Consider the following 18,620-nt stretch of genomic DNA (forward strand, 5'->3'; position numbering starts at 1 on the left):
TCATGGAAGGCTACCGCCGATAACTCTCATGCTTGTAATTTAAAAAATAAAAAGAGCTGGTAAACAGCTCTTTAATTATTTGGTAATGGCTTATCACACTTAACTTTGTATTTTACTTAAATCAAGTGTCGATATCATTATTTACTTAAATCGATAGGCTGTATTTGATTTAATAACGTTAAGCCTGAATCAGCAAAAGACAGCTTAAATTCAGCCATGTCTTTTGCTAAAAAGTTATTTACTTTTTCTACCCCTTCAGACAGTTTTGTTTTAGCAATAGCTAAATAAGCTTGAGCAGTGGCGGATGGTTTGCCATAAGCGGTACTGATATACCAGTCTGCCATGCCAATATGGTTTTGAACTCTAAAACTATCATCTACAATTCCTTTCGTTTTAGGTTGCGAGCGCAATAACTCATCCAGTGATTTAATTTGTGTTAATAAAGCCTTGGCGGAGTCAACTAATTTACTTGCAACATGCCCTTTTTTGTCACCGTCAATTTTATCTAAGGTATGTTGAGCAACATTTTGAATTAATTCGACATCTTTTTTACTGTCACTTAGCGCCGTTGCGGCATCTGACAACACATTCCATAATTGAGTAACTTCACTGAGCATAGCAAAGTTTTCTTCCAGCTCTGCTTGGCTAACCTTGTAGCGAGGATCGGCTATGACTTTGGCATTAGCCATAACTTTATGCTCATTTAAACGAACCGTTATCTGATATTCGCCCGGCACGACTTCATAACCGGCAGGTAAAATGTCTTTATCTTCTTTCGGCTCATTACCTGGCAAACGTTTAGCACCATCGCTTTCTAATCCCCAAACAATACGGTTTACGCCTTGTTTTAATTCGTGGGTAAAGGTACGAACTAACTGACCTTTGGCATTTCTCACTTCAACGCGCGCTTTGTTTACGCTTTTCTCCTGCTCGTCTTTTTGTTGATTCGAAGCTGCCTTACTTTTTGCACGATTATGACGTTTTGCAATTTGTTGCGTTTTGTGTTTTTCGGCATCAGGGTGTGTTAAAAAGTCGCCACTTGCCATGACTGTTAAAACAACACCGTAATCTTCATTTTCACCAACAAAAGCAGCGTCTCCCCAAAAACGAGTTGAAGGAGCACGACTTGCTCTATATTGTTGTCCATCAGTAACACTTAGTAGCGCTAAATCAGCGTTAAATGATTTTTCTGATAAACCTCGTAAAGCACTATAATCATCAATAATAAAAATAGATCGACCATGTGTTCCTAATATTAAATCATTTTCTCGACGCTGAATGGCCATGTCCATAACCGAAACCGTCGGAACACCTTGATCCCACTTAAACCATTGCTCGCCATGTGTTGTTGAAACATACAAGCCTAATTCTGTTCCCAGAAACAATAAGTTTTCGTCAACATGGTCTTGCTGAATTGACAAGGCATAACCACGTAAATTTTTATCAACTAAACTTTTGAATTTTTTACCGTATTTTTCCGCTTTATACACATAAGGTTTCATATCACCTTTACGATGATTATCTAAAACGATGTAAGCACTTCCTGCATCATGCTCAGAAGGCGTAATATGAGGAACAAATGCGTTTTTAGGTCCTTTTCTTACTTTATTTTCGACACTTGTCCATGATTTTCCGCCATCTTGAGTAACATGGATGCGACCATCATCGGTTCCCACCCAAATAACGCCTTGCTTTAGTGGGCTGGGGGCAATGGTAATTATCGCTGTATAATTTTCTGCTGCGGTGACATCAGGGGTAATACCGCCTGAATCTTTGTAACGTTGCCATTGTTTTTTATTCGTCGACAAATCGTCAGAAATAATTTGCCAAGTATCACCTTTATCTGTTGATTTATGAACAAATTGGCTACCGTAATAAATGGTATTTTCATCAAATGGGTCTTGCGCTAAACCTGCGTTCCAATTGAAACGTAATTCTTCACCTTTTGGCGGATTCGGCATAATTAAGCGTTCTTCACCGGTCGTTAAGTCATAACGACTTAACGCACCACCTTGCGATTGGCTATAGCCTTTTGTCACATCATTAGGAAAAGGCATGGCATCAAAACCGTCACCAAACCCTATTTCTTGCCAATGTAGGTTTCGAATGCCAGCCGTTTGCCATATTTCCCCTGGACCACGCCATGAACCATTATCTTGTAAACCACCATATATATGATAAGGATGAGCGTTATCAACACGCACATGATAAAACTGTGAGATAGGTAAATTTTGCACAAAACGCCAGCTATCGCCAGCATCTTGTGTGATTTGAACACCGCCATCATTCCCTAAAACAATGTGTTTAGAGTTTTTAGGATTAATCCACAAGCTGTGATTATCAATGTGAACGGTATTGCCTGTTGCACAACAATTGACTTTGTCGAGCACAGAAAATGTTTTACCACCATCAATGGAACGACGCAGTAAAGTCGCAATATTATAGATAGTATCGGGATCGTTCGGATCAACTTCAATTTCTGAATAATAAAAGGGTCTATCGGCAACATTAAAATCACTATTAACCGTTTGCCAAGAACTACCGCCATCATTAGAACGAAGCAAAGCACTTTTATCCGCTTCGGCTAATAAGTAAACAACATTCGGATCGCTTTGTGCTATTGCCGTTGTCAAACGCCCTAAGTCACCTTCAGGTAGGCCATCTTCTTGTGTTTTTCGCTGCCATGTTTCACCGCCGTCGATAGATATGTACAAACCAGAGCCCGGTCCTCCTGATTCAAAACGATAAGGTAACCGTGAAAATTCCCACATGGTTGCATATAGCTTATTAGGATTTGTTGGATCCATTTTAATATCGCTAGCGCCGGTCGTGTTATCCACGTATAAAATATTCTGCCATGTTTTACCGCCATTTACGGTTTTAAATAACCCCCGCTCTTTATTTTTTGACCAAAGCGTGCCTAAAGCAGCGGCATATGCAATATTTGGATTGGTTGGATGTAAGGCGATTCGATTGATCCGTTCAGTTTTTTCTAAGCCCATTTTCTGCCAAGTTTTTCCACCATCCATCGATTTATAAATACCACCACCAATCGACGTTGAATTTCTTACATTACCTTCACCAGTGCCAAGCCAAACAATATCAGGAATTTGTTGATTAATAGCTAAAGCGCCAGTAGAGGCATAATCTTGATCATCAAAAATAGCTTGCCAATTCAAACCGGCATTGACAGATTTCCAAACACCGCCTGATGCCGCACTGGCATAAATAATACTCGGGTTTGAGATAACCACTTCTATATCAGAAATTCGGCCACTGGTAGTTGCTGGCCCAATATTTCGTGCTTTCATTCCGGCTAATAAGTCGGTATCAATCTCTGCATATATTAAAGTTGAGATTAAATAACTAGCAAATAGTAAAGGAAGGTATTTAAATTTTTGTATCATGTGAGTATGCCTTTGTTTATTTTTATTACATTAAACTGAACAATGAACAGTTGTTTAAGTTTACGGCTGATAAAACTCTATAGTTAGTTTAAGACTCAGAGAAAACTTTGTATAGCATGTTAAAAAGATAGCTCATAAATAGTGCTGAAAAATGTCGCTGCCAATCAATCTATAGTAAACACCTATCAAGAAAGTAAAGTTTTATTAATAAATGACTGAATAAATAAATATTTATGAGGTAATATCTTTGTTTTATTAAAATAGCCGGCCAACATGCTCATTAATATTGTCATCACCTTAGCCTTATTAATACTGACAACAGTCGTTTTATCACGAATATTTTCATTGCCGAAAAATGTCTGGGTTTTGTTTTTAGTTCAACCTTTAGTGATGGCGGCATCCCCTGTGATTGTATTTATTGGCGGAATACTTTCTAGTGAAATAGCTGAAAACCCTTCATTAGCAACGCTACCAGTAACCGTTATGATATTAGGTGTAGCAAGTGCCGCAATACCGGCGGCTTTATTAGCTAAAAAACTCGGCAGAAAGCTAGCTACTTATGTAGGTTTTTCGCTCGGACTGCTCGGTTCATTCATCGCAATGATTGCCACACAACAAGCCGACTTTAAGTTATTTACTTTAGCAAGTTTATTTTTTGGAATGAGTACAGCATTTATCCAACAATTACGTTTTGCTGCTATTGAAAGTGTTAACGATGAAAACGAAATCCCAACGGTATTATCTGTGTTAATGTTAAGTGGCATTTTTTCTGCTTTTTTAGGACCTGAAATTGCCGTGGTTGCGAAAGACTGGCTTGCTTCACCTTATGGCTATACCGGATCATTTGCTTTTATTGCCGGGCTTAACTTAGTTGCCATGGCAGTATTGCTTTTCTTTCAAAATCCACTAAAAGTGCAAACCACACAACAAGGTGATGCTCGCCCATTACCTGAAATCATTAAACAACCTATTTTCATTATTTCAATATTAACCGCAGCAATTGGTTTTGCCTTAATGAGTTATTTAATGACCGCAACGCCATTAAGTATGCATCATATGCATGGTCATAGTTTAATGGATACAAAATGGGTGATACAAAGTCATATCGCTGCGATGTTTATTCCGTCCTTATTTACCGCTTGGTTGGTGAAGAAAATAGGGCTACAACAGATTTTATTACTCGGAACTTTGATATACAGCATAGTTACTATGATTGCTTTTTCTGGCGAACAAGTCGTGCATTACTGGTGGGCTTTATTGTTATTAGGTATTGGTTGGAATTTCTTATTTTTAACGGGGACTAGCCTCTTACCACAAAGTTATCATCCTTGGGAACGTCACAAAGTTCAAGCGCTTAATGATTTTGTGATTTTCGGTTTTCAAGCCATCGCCTCTTTACTCGCGGGTTGGATGCTATTTCAAGCAGGTTGGCATGGCGTGGTTTTATCTAGTATCCCGTTTATTATTATTTTATATGTAGTGACCTGGTTGTTTTATCGTCATAACAAAAATACCCACTCAACATAAACCACAGATATTACGGGTTATTTCTTTAGTAAAAATTCATAAAGCGTTTGATATAGCATATTTTGCTCAGTCGGTTTGGGGATATAGGCGTTAAAGCCTTTTTGTAAATAGACTTCAACATCAGTTGTCATTACATTCGCAGTTAAGGCAATAATTGGCGTTGTATGATCTTGCTCTCTTATTTGCTGGCAAGCACTAATACCATCTAATACCGGCATTTGAATATCCATAAATATCACATCAGGCTGACAGGCTTTATGTTTATCTACCGCTTCTTTTCCATTATTAGCCAGTACAAGGTTTGCTTGTGTTGGCGCTAACATGGTTTTAATAATCGTTTGATTAATTCGATTATCTTCAACGATTAGAATAGTTTTATTTAATAGATTTGGGGTTTTTATTTCTACAGTAGTTTCTTTAACGTTTATGGTTTTTTTCAAAGGTAATATAACAGTAAAGGTACTACCTTCACCCACTTTACTAGCAACAGATATTTCACCTGCCATCAAGTCAACTAACGACTGAACAATAGAAAGGCCAAGTCCAGTACCACCAAATTTTCGAGTGATTGATGAATCTTGCTGTTCAAAACGAGTAAAAAGCGATTTTTGGCTTTCTTCTGTCAACCCTATACCTGTGTCAGTTATTTCAATTATGATACTTGGGATGTCGTTTTTTATTTGCTCTTGGCACTGAATGCTTATGCTACCTTCTTCTGTAAATTTAAAGGCATTAGATAACAGGTTAATTAAAATTTGCTTAATTCTAATATCATCGCCCAGCCAATATGAATGCATATCACCTATCGACCAAGAAAAATTCAAGCCTTTATCTTTAGGAATGTGTTGTACATTTTTAATAGTGGTTTCAAATAATGCAGCAAAATCGAATGGCTTAATATCTAACATTAATTTGCCAGCTTCAATTTTTGAAAAGTCTAAAATATCATTGATAACCACAAGTAAGCTTTCTCCTGAAGAGATCGCATTTTCAACGTATTCCTGCCCTTTTTCAGATAACTTCTCTTGTTTTAATAATTGCAATGAGCCGTATATCCCATTTAACGGAGTACGAATTTCATGACTCATATTAGAAACAAAGTCACTTTTAGCTTTGCTTGCAGATTCAGCATTTGTTTTTTCGATTTGCAATGCTTCATTTTGCAAAGCGATGACTTCAATTTTATTCGCTAACGTATCATTCGATTGCTTAAGTTCATTTGTCCTATAAATAACCAACTTTCTCAAACGTTTATTAAATAACAAGACAAAAGTGAGCGATAACGCTAAAAATATGATAAAAAACAATAAATAGTAATAGAGTTGTCGATCTTTATCTGCGCTTGCTTTTAAATAGTCATCGATTAATAACCCCGATACCGACGCGTCATTTGGGACCATATTCAAATCTCGATAAATATTGGCAATCCGTTGAAACCTTTCAGGGAAAGTAGTACCAATAGGTATGGTTAACGGTTTGATCATACGCGTAGTATGCTTGGCTTCATACTTTAAATGTTCAATAGATTGTTGGTTTTGATATTTACTTTTAATTAAGGCGATAATTTCATCTTGATTATTCAAGGCATATTGCCAACCTTTAATACTGGCTTCTTTAAATGCGAGTGCTTTTTCAGGCGAGTCTTGAATATATTGCTCACTGGTAAACAGCAGATCACCATAAAAGTCGACACCATAATTCACGGGGTCCATGATGTTCACTTCTATGCCTTTTTCTTCAAACCACTTAGGTTGATTTGTTAAATACACTGAAAGTGCATCTATTTCACCTTCCAATAAAGTTTCATTCTTAAAAGTATGAGGGACATGAGTAAATTGTTCGTTGCTTATTCCTACGGTTGAAAACATCGCGGTTAATGGCGCATCATCAATCCCTTTTTGATACATCACTCGTTTATTAATTAGATCTTCTGGTGATCTTATTTCTGATGAAGATAACGATAAAATAACAAGTGGGCTATGTTGAAAAATACTGGCAAGTACCACCACTGGCTGATTTTTCATTCGATATAAAACAATACTTGAATCAGAAATACCAAATGTGGCGCGCCCACTTAGTACTTCTTGTGCAGGAGAAGAATTTTGAACATGCTCTCTGATTTCAACATCGAAGCCAGCTTGCTGATAATAACCTTTTTCTACGGCCGCATAAAAACCGGCAAATTGAAATTGATGCTTCCATTTTAATTGCAAGACCACAGGATCATTAGCGGAAGATTTCATTGAGAGAAGTATAAAGAGAATGAAAATCAGGTTTTTCAGCATGAAAACAACTTTTCCAGATTAATTAGAATTTCACGATACCTAAATAATAGAACAAAGCCCGCATTAATCATCATTTAATTTAACTTTAGCTATAACTTTAGTTTCTTATCAATGAAAACCCTATGTACAAGAGCTTTCATTAACTAGAGCTTTTTTTATACCATCGAATTAATTCTTTTTGATCAGCCGGGGCATCAAAACCTTCAAGGATCAACTCAGTAGCTTGCTGTGCTAGCAGTTGCTCTGCTTTATTTTCAACTTTTTCTAGCATACTATACAAAAGCCGTAACTCATCTTCAGATAATACGCTTTCTAACTGTTTTGAGCGTGCATCCATTGCACTGACAACTTGCTGATAAATCGCTTTACCTTTATTGTTTAACAGTAAATTTTTAACATTTTTTTTATGCGAATCTGCTTGAGTTTTAATTAGGTCTAATGCCAAGAGTTTTTTTACTGCGCGGCTAACGGTATAAGAGTCTAACCGTGATTGATAAGCAATATCAGCCGACTTAATCGGCATATAAGAACCGATATTGAGTAACACACGTATTTCCCTTGGATCAAGTTCACAAAGGTTTCTGATTTTCCAATCACGGTTTAAGGCAAGTAAGTTACTAACAACAGCAATTCGAAAAGGTAAATGATTTGACAGATCTAAGGGGTTATCATTTTCTTTTGTTAATTCAAAGGCTTGACTTCTAGCGGTTGGTTTAATAATAATCACCTTTCATTACTTTGTTGTTAAAGGTTTACACTGTATTAGCGAAACAACCTGCTCAGTTATTCATAAATAACCTTATGTGTCACCTTAATTTAAGGAACCGTTTCACCATTTCTTGCTTCGAATAATCGATACCAATCTTCACGCGAATATTGCAAATCTAAAGCAACTTTCGCAGCAGCAATACGTGACGGTGTAGTGGAACCAATAATTGGAAAAATGCCCGCTGGATGCAATAACAACCAAGCTAATATCACCTGCCAAGGTTGACATTGATATTTTTGCGCTTGTAGTTTTAATTCAATTTCAATACGTTGTTCATCTTCACTAGTAAAAGTATTTCCCCACGCAGGATAGGCTACTCCACCTAAAGGACACCAGGCTATAGGCGTTATTTTATGTTGTTGGCATTGATCTAACGTACCATCGATTAACGTATCAATGTTATGTATATTAATTTCTACTTGGTTTGCCACCAAAGGCATCGACATAACCGAGCGTAAACTTTCAACTTGGCTAGGTTTAAAATTACTTACGCCAAAATGTTTCACTTTGCCACTGGCTTTTAAAATAGCAAATGTTTCAGCAACTTCATGCACATTCATTAAAAAGTCAGGGCGATGCAACATAAATAAATCTAGCTGTTCAACCCCTAGTCGACCTAACGAACCATTCACACTTTCTAAAATGTATTGCTTAGAAAAATCATAACGTGTTGGCGAATAATCACTGTGTTTTTTTTTCGGTCTAATACCCGCTTTTGATGTAATCAGAATATCGTCTCTTAGACTCGGAGATTCTTTTAATATTTCGCCAAATAAACTTTCACACTCGCCACCACCGTATATATCAGCATGATCAAAATGGTTATAACCGGCTTCAATCGCACTATAAATTGCCGCTTTTCCTTTTTTACGATCCGCCTCACTATTCTCTCCTGTGATACGCATACAACCATAAATCAATCTTGATGAAGTAAATTCAGTATGTTTTAAATGCTTAAATTGCATGACAATCCTTGATATTTTTGTGGCGAATTTTTGTGTAAAGTGTTTTGATAAAGTTATCTCAATAAAACAATCACATATTAACGTAAATAACCAAGGTTACGCTATACGTATGAAAAATTTAATTGCTTGTCTTCCTGCAATAAGAGCCCCTTTTTTATTACTGGCACCAATTTGCGTGTTCTTAGGTTTGTCGATATCACATTATCATCACGTTGAGTTTCAACTGGTAAGTTTTATTTTAACTTTGATTGCCGCCTTATTTTCAGCGATTGCGGTAAATTGTTTAAATGAATATCAAGATTTTCATAGTGGTTTAGATTTAATCACGACGCCAACGCCTTTTAGTGGTGGCAGTGGTTTATTGAAAACAAGTCCTCATTTAGCCAGTAACGTTTTAAAGATAGCTAACTTTGCAGCCACAATAGTGTTACTCGTTGGTTTATACTTTACGCTGGTCATTGGTAGTAAAGTGATACCTTTAGGAATGTTAGGGGCCGTGATCATTTTCACTTACACCAAATGGTTAAATAAAACCCCCTTTTTATGCCTAATAGCGCCCGGCTTGGGGTTTGGTTTGTTAATAGTCAACGGAAGCTATTTAACGCAAACATTAAGCTATTCAAATGACGTTTGGCTAATTTCACTTATCCCCTTCTTTTTAATTAATAATTTGCTATTAATTAATCAATTTCCAGATATACAGGCAGATAAAAAATCTGGTAGAAATCATTTGCCAATAAAATATGGCACTAAAATCGCCAGCGTTGTTTACCTGTTATTTGCGATATTTTCTGCCATTCTTTTAGGTGTATTGATAATGAAAAAAGTCTTACCTTTCATTTCAGCCGTTTGTTTTCTTCCGCTATTATTAAATTTTATCGCTTTTCCTCACTATTATTTATTCGGTGAAAAGATTGCAGAACATCCAAACGCAATGATCTTAAATGTTCTATCCGCCAATATTACCCCCTTGTTATTAGCCATCAGCTTATTGATTGCCGGTTAATGTTATGCGATTTAGTGATTCGAAAAACTCTGATTAAGCTTAAAATCCCTCCTATATTTTAAGTTTTTTTCATGGTTAGCCAAGATAGTCCTGCACATCGCATGAATAGCTTGATATATTAGCCGCCATTAAAATAAAACACTTTTTAAAAGGCTGTATTGTGGAACATTTTGTTTGGAACATAGATCCCGTTATGCTCGCACTTGGACCTATCACTATTCATTGGTACGGTGCAATTTTCGCAAGCTCAATTTTTGCGGGCTTATCTTATATGAAGTGGATATATCAACAAGAAAATCAAAATGTTGAATCCCTCGACAATTTATTAGTCTATGTGGTTATTGGTATAATTGTAGGTGCTCGTCTTGGCCACTGTTTCTTTTATGAGCCGAGTTATTATTTTGCTAATCCATTAAAAATACTCGCAATATGGGAAGGTGGTTTAGCAAGTCACGGTGGTGGTTTAGGCGCGATCATTGGCAGTTATTTTTACACGAAAAAAAATCCAATAAGCTTTATTTGGTTACTCGACCGATTAGCCATAGCAACAGCCCTTTTCGGTATATTTGTGCGCAGCGCTAATTTTGTCAACGCAGAAATAATCGGAAAAGCAACCGATGTACCTTGGGCGGTTATCTTTCAACGTGTTGATAATGTTGCTAGGCATCCTGCTCAACTTTATGAAGCACTCGCTTACAGCTTAATATTTATCAGCTTAACCATAATGTATAAATTGACCAAAGCGAAAAACTATCAAGGTATGTTATTAGGTGTGTTTTTGATCATGACCTTTACGGCTCGATTCGTTATCGAGTTTTTTAAACAGCAACAAGCCACATACACCATTGAAAGCTCATTAAATACCGGACAAATGCTTAGTGTGCCGTTTTTCCTTGTTGGCGTTGTGCTTGTTATTTGGTCGATAAAACATAAGGTTAATGATTAAAAATGGCAAAAAAATACTATGTGGTATGGAAAGGCGCTAAAACGGGCGTATTCGATAATTGGGGCACAGTTCAAAGTGTCACCGCAGGTCGCAGCGATGCCCAATTTATGGGTTTTCCTTCTCAAGCAGAAGCAAAAGCCGCCTTTGCAGAAAGTTATACTAAAGCGTTAATGAAACGCTCATTATCAAAAGGTGGCAGTTCTCCAGCAACCAGTAAACCTGCATCGAATAAACCGACGGTAAATAAATCACTAAGCTCATCAAGAAATGTCAGTAACGATGCCGATATCAACATATACTGTGACGGCGCGTGCTCGCCTAACCCAGGAAAATCAGGCACTGGTATAGCTGTTTATCAACAAACAACGCTGACTGAGCTTTGGTATGGTTTATATGAAGCTAATGGCACAAACAACACTGCCGAATTAAACGGTATGCTTGAAGCATTTAAACTCGCGAAAACCTTTATTCAACAAGGTAAGAGTGTACAAGTGTTATCAGATTCCAAATATTCAATTGATTGTATTACTAAATGGGCAGCAGGTTGGAAAAACAAAGGTTGGAAAAAAGCCGATGGCCAACCAATTAAAAATCCAGAACTCGTTCAAGCCTGTTATAGCCTTTATCAAGAAATAAAAAACAACATCATTATCAAGCACGTAAAAGGACATGCCAATATCGAAGGCAATGAATTGTCTGACAGAATGGCGGTGTTAGGGAGAATGAAACAAGAAACGAAGTTTCTCAAATTTACCGGCACGTTAAATATTAAAGAGATATTGGCGATGCCGTCAGGTTAAAAATTTTGAAGGTCAGCTGTTGCTGACCTTTTTTATTAGATAATTTAGCTGCCGGTTAAGTTTTTAGCAAACTCTCGCGCTTTTTCTAAATCTTCAGGTGTATCAACCCCTTCTACCGGTAACCGCGACTGGGCAACATCAACATGTATTTTCTCGCCTTGCCAAAGTACTCGTAACTGCTCGAGTGACTCAATTTGCTCTAGCTGACTTGCAGGCCAGTTTACGTAATCTTTAATAAATCCTGCACGATAAGCATATATACCAATATGCCTTAAGTAAAAATCGCCAATGTCGGTGATATGGTCATTATTTAAAAATCGCTCACGATCATAAGGAATAGTGGCTCGGCTAAAATACAAAGCATAACCATCTTTATCACATAACACTTTAACCGCATTAGGGTTTAATGCTTCTTCAACATCACTAATATGTACAGCAAGAGTAGCCATTCTAGCTTGTTGTTGGTTAGTCCTTTGTTGATTAGCTAAGTTTTTAGCCACTTGCGCAATGTTTTCTGCCGGAATAAATGGTTCATCTCCTTGCACATTAACTATCACCTGATCATCATCAAATTGATAGTGTTCCATCACTTCAGCTAAACGCTCTGTACCTGATTGATGATCTGCACGGGTTTTACAGACTTCACCACCAAAACCTGTCACAGCTTTAGCAACTTCATCATTATCCGTTGCAACGATCACTTTTTTAGCGCCACTTTTTTCAGCTTTTTCGACAACCCACTGGATCATCGGTTTACCTTGAATATCAGCCAGCACTTTTCCTGGTAAACGAGATGATTGATAGCGTGCAGGGATCACAACAACAAATGACATAATTATTCCTATTTTATTAATTGGCGAGAAAACGATTAAACGTTTTCATCTTCACTCACTCGGCGTGCTTCGCTTTCTAATAGCACAGGAATATCGTCAACAATGGCGTATGCTAAACGGTCAAAATTACAGATCAACTCTTTCTGATCTTTTTTATAATCGAGTTTACCTTTGCAAACAGGACACGCTAATATTTCCATTAACTTAATATCAAAAGCCATTATATTTTCTCATTTTATTGGTTCAATTATTTCATGTTTAAACATCGAGTCGCTTAAGGTGATTATCAATATTTAAATTTAAGGTAATAAACACAGTATTCATCATTTAGTCGGGTTCAGTAAACTCATCAACTCAGTGATCAATAACGCTTTAGATTGCTCGGTAAAACATGCATCAACGGGTAAATACCACCAATGATCTTGAGCAAATTCAGTACATTTTACCGCATCTTTTTCCGTCATTAACAGCGGTATTTTATGGTGGTCGTTTTCTATTTGTTCAGTGTTTTCTGGGTATATTGGCTGATCAATGTCATCAAACAGCGATGGCTGATACGCTTGATGATCAACAAAACCTTGTTGTTTGTTAAGCGAAAAACCCAGCTCAGCCACATAACTAAAAAAACGTTGCGGATCACCAATTCCCGCCAGAGCATTAACCTTGGGTTGCGCTTGAATAAAGTTCGCTAGTTCTATCACTTCACCACTTTTCACATTGACTATTCGACGCGCACTTAGCTGCATAAAGTGTTTAACGGTTTTACTCTTTATCAAACTATCATTTACGCGTTCGCAACCATCAAGACTTTTAACCCCGTTTACGATAATTCCATCTACGCTATTTAATCGTTGTGTGGTTTCGCGTAAAGGTCCGGCAGGTAATAATAAACCATTACCAAACAAGCGGTTACCATCAACCACTAATAATTCGTAATCACGTTTTAATCGATAATGTTGCAAACCATCGTCACTTATGATGATTTGACAACCTAGCTCGATTAATTGCTTTGCTGCTGCTATTCGATCAGCCCCCACCACAACAGGTACCTGACAACGTTGATAAATAAGTATTGGTTCATCGCCTGCTTCACGTGCAGTACTTTGCTCTGTTAACAAATAAGGATAATAAGGCGCTTTACCGCCGTAGCCACGACTTAACACCCCTACCTTAATCCCTTGCTTTAAAAGTTGTTCAACCAAAAATAACACAACCGGCGTTTTGCCATTACCACCAACACCAATATTGCCCACCACCACGACTGGGCAATTAAGTCGAATACTTTTTTTTATGCCGAGGGAAAATAATAATCGACGAAAAACTGACACCCCCCAAAAAAGTATGCTGAGCGGTAACATTAACGGCACTAACCACCATTTGGCGGCGTGACCTTGAAACCAAACTTTTTCTATTAAACGCATAAAGTTATTATCCGTTTAGTCATCCGCTGAGCCAAATTGAAAACGGTGCAATTGTGCATACGCACCATCTTTTGCCAACAAGGTTTTATGATCGCCTTGTTCGATGATTTTACCTTGCTCCATGACAATAATTTTATCGGCACTTTCAATGGTTGATAAGCGATGAGCAATCACCAAACAAGTGCGATTTTTTTGTAATTCTGTCAGTGCATCTTGAATATGTCGCTCTGACTCAGTATCTAATGCGCTGGTGGCTTCATCTAAAATTAAAAAAGGTGCATCACATAACAAGGCTCTTGCAATGGCGACTCGTTGACGTTGCCCGCCAGATAATAATGCGCCATTATCGCCAATGTTAGTGTCTAAACCTTGCGGTAAGTTTTCAGCAAATTCTAAGACATGTGCTTTTTTAGCTGCTGCCGTTATCTCTTCTATCGTGGCTTGTGGTTTACCGTATGCAATATTATTGGCCAAAGAATCGTTAAACAGAACGACCTGTTGAGACACATAAGCAAATTGTTTGCGTAAATCTTTTAAGCGATAATCAATAATATTGGTATCGTCAATCAATACTCGACCTGATGTCGCATCATAGAAGCGCAACAATAAGGCACTTGCTGTAGATTTACCACTACCAGAACGCCCCACTAGCGCGATAGTTTCCCCCGCATTTGCAGCAAAGTTAATATCCGTTAACGCTGGTTTTTCATCGCCAGGGTAAGCAAAATTAACCGCGTCAAACACTAACTTACCTTGGGCTTTTTGAATGGCGATAGTGCCACGATCTTTTTCTTTATCTTCATCTAAAAGTGCAAAAATGCTTTCTGACGCTGCCATTCCTTTTTGAAATTCGCTATTAACATTCGTGAGTAATTTTAGTGGCCTAAGTAACATAGTCATATAAGTGACTACGCCCATAAAAACACCTGCCGTTAAGTTTTCAACAAACCCATCAAGATTTGCTAAATAAAGTACAAAGGCTAAGGCAAACGACGCAATAATTTGGATCAGTGGCACACTAGCAGATTTAGTCGCTACCATTTTCATTTGTTGTTGACGATTGTGTTTATTAATTTGACCAAAACGTTCATTTTCACGTGTTTGACCATCAAATGTCAGCACCACTTTATGACCATTAAATGTTTGCTCGGCAGCTTTGGTGACTTCGCCCATGGCATTTTGAATATTCTTACTGACTTTTCTGAAACGACGAGAAACTATGGTGACAATAACCGCAATAATAGGTGTTATCACTAAAAAGATCGCAGATAACTGCCAACTTTGCCAAAACATTAAGACTAAAAGGCCAAAGACAAATGCCCCTTGTTGCACTAAGGTTAATAGTGACTTACTACTCGCTTGAAGGACTTGTTCTGTATCAAAAGTAAGTTTGGAGATCAGCGTTCCGGTTGAGACTTTGTCATGATAAGCCACCGGCATTGACATCACATGCTCAAATATACTTTGTCTTAGGTCGGTCACCACATTATTCCCCACCCAAGCTAAACAATAATTACTTAAAAAATGAAAAATGCCGCGAAAAATAAAACACACCACCACAAAAACCGGTGCCCATTTCATAAACTCAGGGTTAGCCCCAGATAAACCTTCATCAATTAGTGCCGGTAATTTGGAAAGAAAATACACATCAATTGAGGCATAACCTAGCATGGAGAAAATAGCAAAAATACCGGCACTTTTATACGCTTTGGCATAGCCCATTAAGCGTTTAAAATTTTGCCAAGTATGTTCTTGGGTATTTTGTAGGTGACTACTCGTGTTATCTGAGTGAGTATTTTCTAATTTAGTGTCAGCTTGACTCGACATTCAATTCTCAATGACTTAAATATTAATTACTTAGCTATTTTAGCCTTAATTGCTGCTGCAACCAAGGCAAGATTTCGCTGTGATCGGTAAATTTATCAAAAATGCCGTAATATACATGATGTAACACTCATGCAGATAAACTACATAAGTTTACTACTGTGCATTTTGCCGCACAGAACGATACCGCAAACCTTATTTAGACAACCTTATATAGAAAACCTTAGTTAGCAAACCAGAAAGGCCATAGATCTTGCCGTTGCGTTTTCACGGTTACCTTCTCTGGTGTAATAACAAATTGGATCATGCCAAGTTCGGCAGTATTGAAGGTAGTTATATTTTGTTGGTGGTATCGTTTTACCACATCTGCAACGGGCATATTCCAGCGATTTAAAAAACCAGCACTAAAAACAGCATATTGTGGTGACACATCTTTAATAAAAGCTATAGAGGAGGATGTTTTTGAGCCATGATGTGGCACAATCAAAATATCTGCATCGAGCGATGTTTTGTTATCCGAACTTTTTGATGCATGAGCGCTGATTAACGCACGCTCAATCTTTTGGGAAATATCACCGGTTAATAACACACTTGTTTTACCATCAGATATTTTGATCACACATGAATCATCATTATCTCTTGCTTTTACAATATTAGGCCATAGAAATTCAAGGGTTAAATGCTGCCATCTCTGCGTTTCTCCCGCCAAACAGCGATTTCTATGAATGCTAATCTTGGACGTATTAAACGCTTTGCTGAGCGTTTTAACCTGCTCAACGCTATTATTTTCTTTATTGTAATAAAGCGCTTTAATGACAAACTTATCTGTTAGAACAGGTAAGCCACCTGCGTGATCATTATCATCGTGACTGATAATCAACTTATCTATGGTTTGATAACCTTGGCTGATTAAAAACGGTTCAATCACAGCCTCAACCATTGAAAAGCCACTTGGGAAACTAGCGCCAGTGTCGTAAACCATCACTTGGTTTTGCTTTTCTTGTTCTATGCTATTTCCGTGTTGCAAAAAAATGGCATTTTTTTGGCCGATATTGGTTTCAATGATCACTGAAAGCCCTTGTCCTACATCCATGACATTAACTTGCCAAAATTCATCTTTTCCACCTTGTTTTGCAAATGTGATACATCCTAACAGGATGAACATACAGCAAAAAAAACGTAACAGTTGCTTGTGAATATCAACAATTAAGTAACAGAAAATAAAACAGATAAATGCCAATAAATACCCCCATTGTGTCACTGAAACATTCATAGCTGCGAGTGAAAAATCACTTAGCCAAGTTAAGTATTGCCAAAGTAACGATAAACTAAGCAATGAAGCATGGATGAAAAACTCAGAGATTAGCTCGCTAAACGGCGCAAACACCACCGCTAATAAACTAAAAGGGATCGAGGTTACGCTCATCCAAGGCACAGCAACTAAATTTGCCGGCAATGCTAATAATGATAATTGATGATTAAACTGAACCGTTATAGGTATCATCAAAAAGATCAGGCCAACTTGTAAGTAAAACAGCGATAAGAACCATTGTTTACCTTTCGTTAATTGCTTTGTCTGTTTTTCTCGCTGTTTTAAAAAACCCTCCCGAAACCTCCATAACAAAATAAAAATAGTCGTTACCGCATATAAAGATAACCAAAAACTACTTGAAAATAAGCTAAAAGGCGTAACTAGAATAATGATGAAAATAGTTAAGAGAATGAGCCTTGTAACGCTTAATCTAATAGCTAATACTTTTGCCGCCCAATATAACAAAAGCATGATTAAAGCCCGTGAGGTAGGCACAGAAAAACCGGCTAAATAACTATAAAAAAAGACCAATATTAAGGTCAGAAAAATAACGATGAATTGATAATTGAGCAATAAAGCTTTTCGTTTCAGCTTTAACGGCAGCATTAAACCTAACGGTAAAAGAGTAATTAGCCCGCTAAAAAGCAGATAGCCTCCCCCTGCCACTAAACCTAAATGTAAACCAGAAATAGCAATAAGGTGTTGTGTTGCGGTATTTTTTAAAACTTGCCAATGTGCACTGCTCAGCTGGCTTCTTTCACCAAACATTAATGCTAAAGCAATTGGAGATAATTTATGCGAAGGCATCAGCAATGATATTTTTTGATAAAGCCGATGGCGAAGCGAAATATTGTTGTCGATTAAGATATTTTTTTCGATCGCAACATTATTGGTTAATAGTACTTTAGAATGGTTTGTTTTCTGCAAACATTTAGTTTCATGCAAACATTTAGTTTTAGCAGTTATCTTATCGTTCAACACATAACCCGTGGCAACCAATTGTTTTTTTCGTAACCAGCTTTGATAACTAAACCCTCCAGTGTTTGCTAAACCATGAGCGGGTTTCAGTCGAACTTTTAATTGCCATTGTTGCCCTTGAGACAAAATAGTAGCGTGACGATCAGTCGCATTTTTCCAAGCCAGTCTAACCTTATAATTATCTGCTAGCCTTTCGTTATTTATATGTGAAATATCAAAGTTAAAACGTTGTGTGTTGTGACTAAGTCGAGGAATGGTAGAGACGGTTCCTTTGACAATTAGCGCAGCACGAGCACTATTTGTTTTTGTGGGATAAAAGCTCAGTTTACGCTCTTGATAAATAGTCCCGTGATACAATAACCAAGCTAAACCTAAAAATAATCCTGTATATTTACGTGTTTTTGGCCAGTAAAATAATATGCTAGCAACAACTAAACTAAAAACAACGCAAAATATAGTTGGCACTGTTGTCAAAAACAGTGACAATAGCGCACCAAGAAAAAATGTGATTAACCACCAATCCATAGTGATTGCTTTCCATAATTTG

13 protein-coding genes are annotated in these 18,620 nt (G+C 37.4%); 4 read left to right on the plus strand and 9 right to left on the minus strand.

Annotation, left to right across the window (positions count from 1 at the left end):
• Positions 1-137: 137 nt before the first annotated feature.
• A complete protein-coding gene (locus RM573_RS02595) occupies positions 138-3,407 on the minus strand; it encodes a WD40/YVTN/BNR-like repeat-containing protein (RefSeq protein WP_311576783.1) in 3,270 nt (1,089 codons plus the stop codon).
• 273 nt (positions 3,408-3,680) lie between these two features.
• On the opposite strand from RM573_RS02595, the gene RM573_RS02600 reads away from it, so the two are divergent.
• Positions 3,681-4,934, plus strand: a complete 1,254-nt coding sequence (locus RM573_RS02600) for an MFS transporter (RefSeq protein WP_311576786.1) — start codon at positions 3,681-3,683, stop codon at positions 4,932-4,934.
• A 17-nt stretch (positions 4,935-4,951) separates the two neighbouring features.
• On the opposite strand, the gene RM573_RS02605 is transcribed toward RM573_RS02600, so the two are convergent.
• The 3 genes from RM573_RS02605 to RM573_RS02615 all read right to left on the minus strand — a co-directional run bounded on the left by RM573_RS02605 (position 4,952) and on the right by RM573_RS02615 (position 8,953).
• On the minus strand, positions 4,952-7,177 hold the full coding sequence (locus tag RM573_RS02605; protein ID WP_311576789.1) for an ABC transporter substrate-binding protein: 2,226 nt from the start codon (positions 7,175-7,177) through the stop codon (positions 4,952-4,954).
• A gap of 181 nt (positions 7,178-7,358) precedes the next feature.
• On the minus strand, positions 7,359-7,946 hold the full coding sequence (locus RM573_RS02610; protein ID WP_311576792.1) for a MarR family winged helix-turn-helix transcriptional regulator: 588 nt from the start codon (positions 7,944-7,946) through the stop codon (positions 7,359-7,361).
• A gap of 89 nt (positions 7,947-8,035) precedes the next feature.
• Entirely contained in the window at positions 8,036-8,953 is a 918-nt protein-coding gene (locus tag RM573_RS02615; protein WP_311576795.1) for an aldo/keto reductase, read from the minus strand.
• Positions 8,954-9,062: 109 nt separating this feature from the next.
• Between RM573_RS02615 and RM573_RS02620 the strand changes: the two genes are divergently transcribed.
• The 3 genes from RM573_RS02620 to RM573_RS02630 all read left to right on the plus strand — a co-directional run bounded on the left by RM573_RS02620 (position 9,063) and on the right by RM573_RS02630 (position 11,705).
• Complete coding sequence (locus RM573_RS02620) at positions 9,063-9,959, plus strand: prenyltransferase (RefSeq protein WP_311576798.1); 897 nt, start codon at positions 9,063-9,065, stop codon at positions 9,957-9,959.
• A 160-nt stretch (positions 9,960-10,119) separates the two neighbouring features.
• Positions 10,120-10,905, plus strand: coding sequence for a prolipoprotein diacylglyceryl transferase (lgt, locus tag RM573_RS02625; protein WP_311576801.1), 786 nt, complete (start codon positions 10,120-10,122; stop codon positions 10,903-10,905).
• Positions 10,906-10,907: 2 nt separating this feature from the next.
• Positions 10,908-11,705, plus strand: a complete 798-nt coding sequence (locus RM573_RS02630) for a ribonuclease H family protein (RefSeq protein ID WP_311576804.1) — start codon at positions 10,908-10,910, stop codon at positions 11,703-11,705.
• Positions 11,706-11,749: 44 nt separating this feature from the next.
• Here RM573_RS02630 and kdsB read toward each other — a convergent pair whose 3' ends face one another.
• From kdsB to RM573_RS02655, 5 genes are all read right to left on the minus strand, one after another.
• Positions 11,750-12,538 carry a 3-deoxy-manno-octulosonate cytidylyltransferase gene (gene kdsB, locus RM573_RS02635; RefSeq protein WP_311576806.1) on the minus strand — a complete coding sequence of 263 codons (789 nt, stop codon included), beginning with the start codon at positions 12,536-12,538 and terminating at the stop codon, positions 11,750-11,752.
• 35 nt (positions 12,539-12,573) lie between these two features.
• Complete coding sequence (locus RM573_RS02640) at positions 12,574-12,759, minus strand: Trm112 family protein (protein WP_311576808.1); 186 nt, start codon at positions 12,757-12,759, stop codon at positions 12,574-12,576.
• Between the two features lie 102 nt (positions 12,760-12,861).
• The gene (gene lpxK, locus RM573_RS02645) at positions 12,862-13,959 is read right to left on the minus strand and encodes a tetraacyldisaccharide 4'-kinase (protein ID WP_311576810.1); all 1,098 of its coding nucleotides are present in this window, start codon (positions 13,957-13,959) and stop codon (positions 12,862-12,864) included.
• Positions 13,960-13,974: 15 nt separating this feature from the next.
• On the minus strand, positions 13,975-15,681 hold the full coding sequence (gene msbA / locus RM573_RS02650; RefSeq protein WP_311577428.1) for a lipid A export permease/ATP-binding protein MsbA: 1,707 nt from the start codon (positions 15,679-15,681) through the stop codon (positions 13,975-13,977).
• A 325-nt stretch (positions 15,682-16,006) separates the two neighbouring features.
• Positions 16,007-18,598, minus strand: a complete 2,592-nt coding sequence (locus RM573_RS02655; RefSeq protein WP_311576813.1) for a DNA internalization-related competence protein ComEC/Rec2 — start codon at positions 18,596-18,598, stop codon at positions 16,007-16,009.
• Positions 18,599-18,620 lie beyond the last annotated feature (22 nt).

Source organism: Thalassotalea castellviae, from assembly GCF_031846185.1.
Lineage (GTDB): Bacteria > Pseudomonadota > Gammaproteobacteria > Enterobacterales > Alteromonadaceae > Thalassotalea_H > Thalassotalea_H castellviae.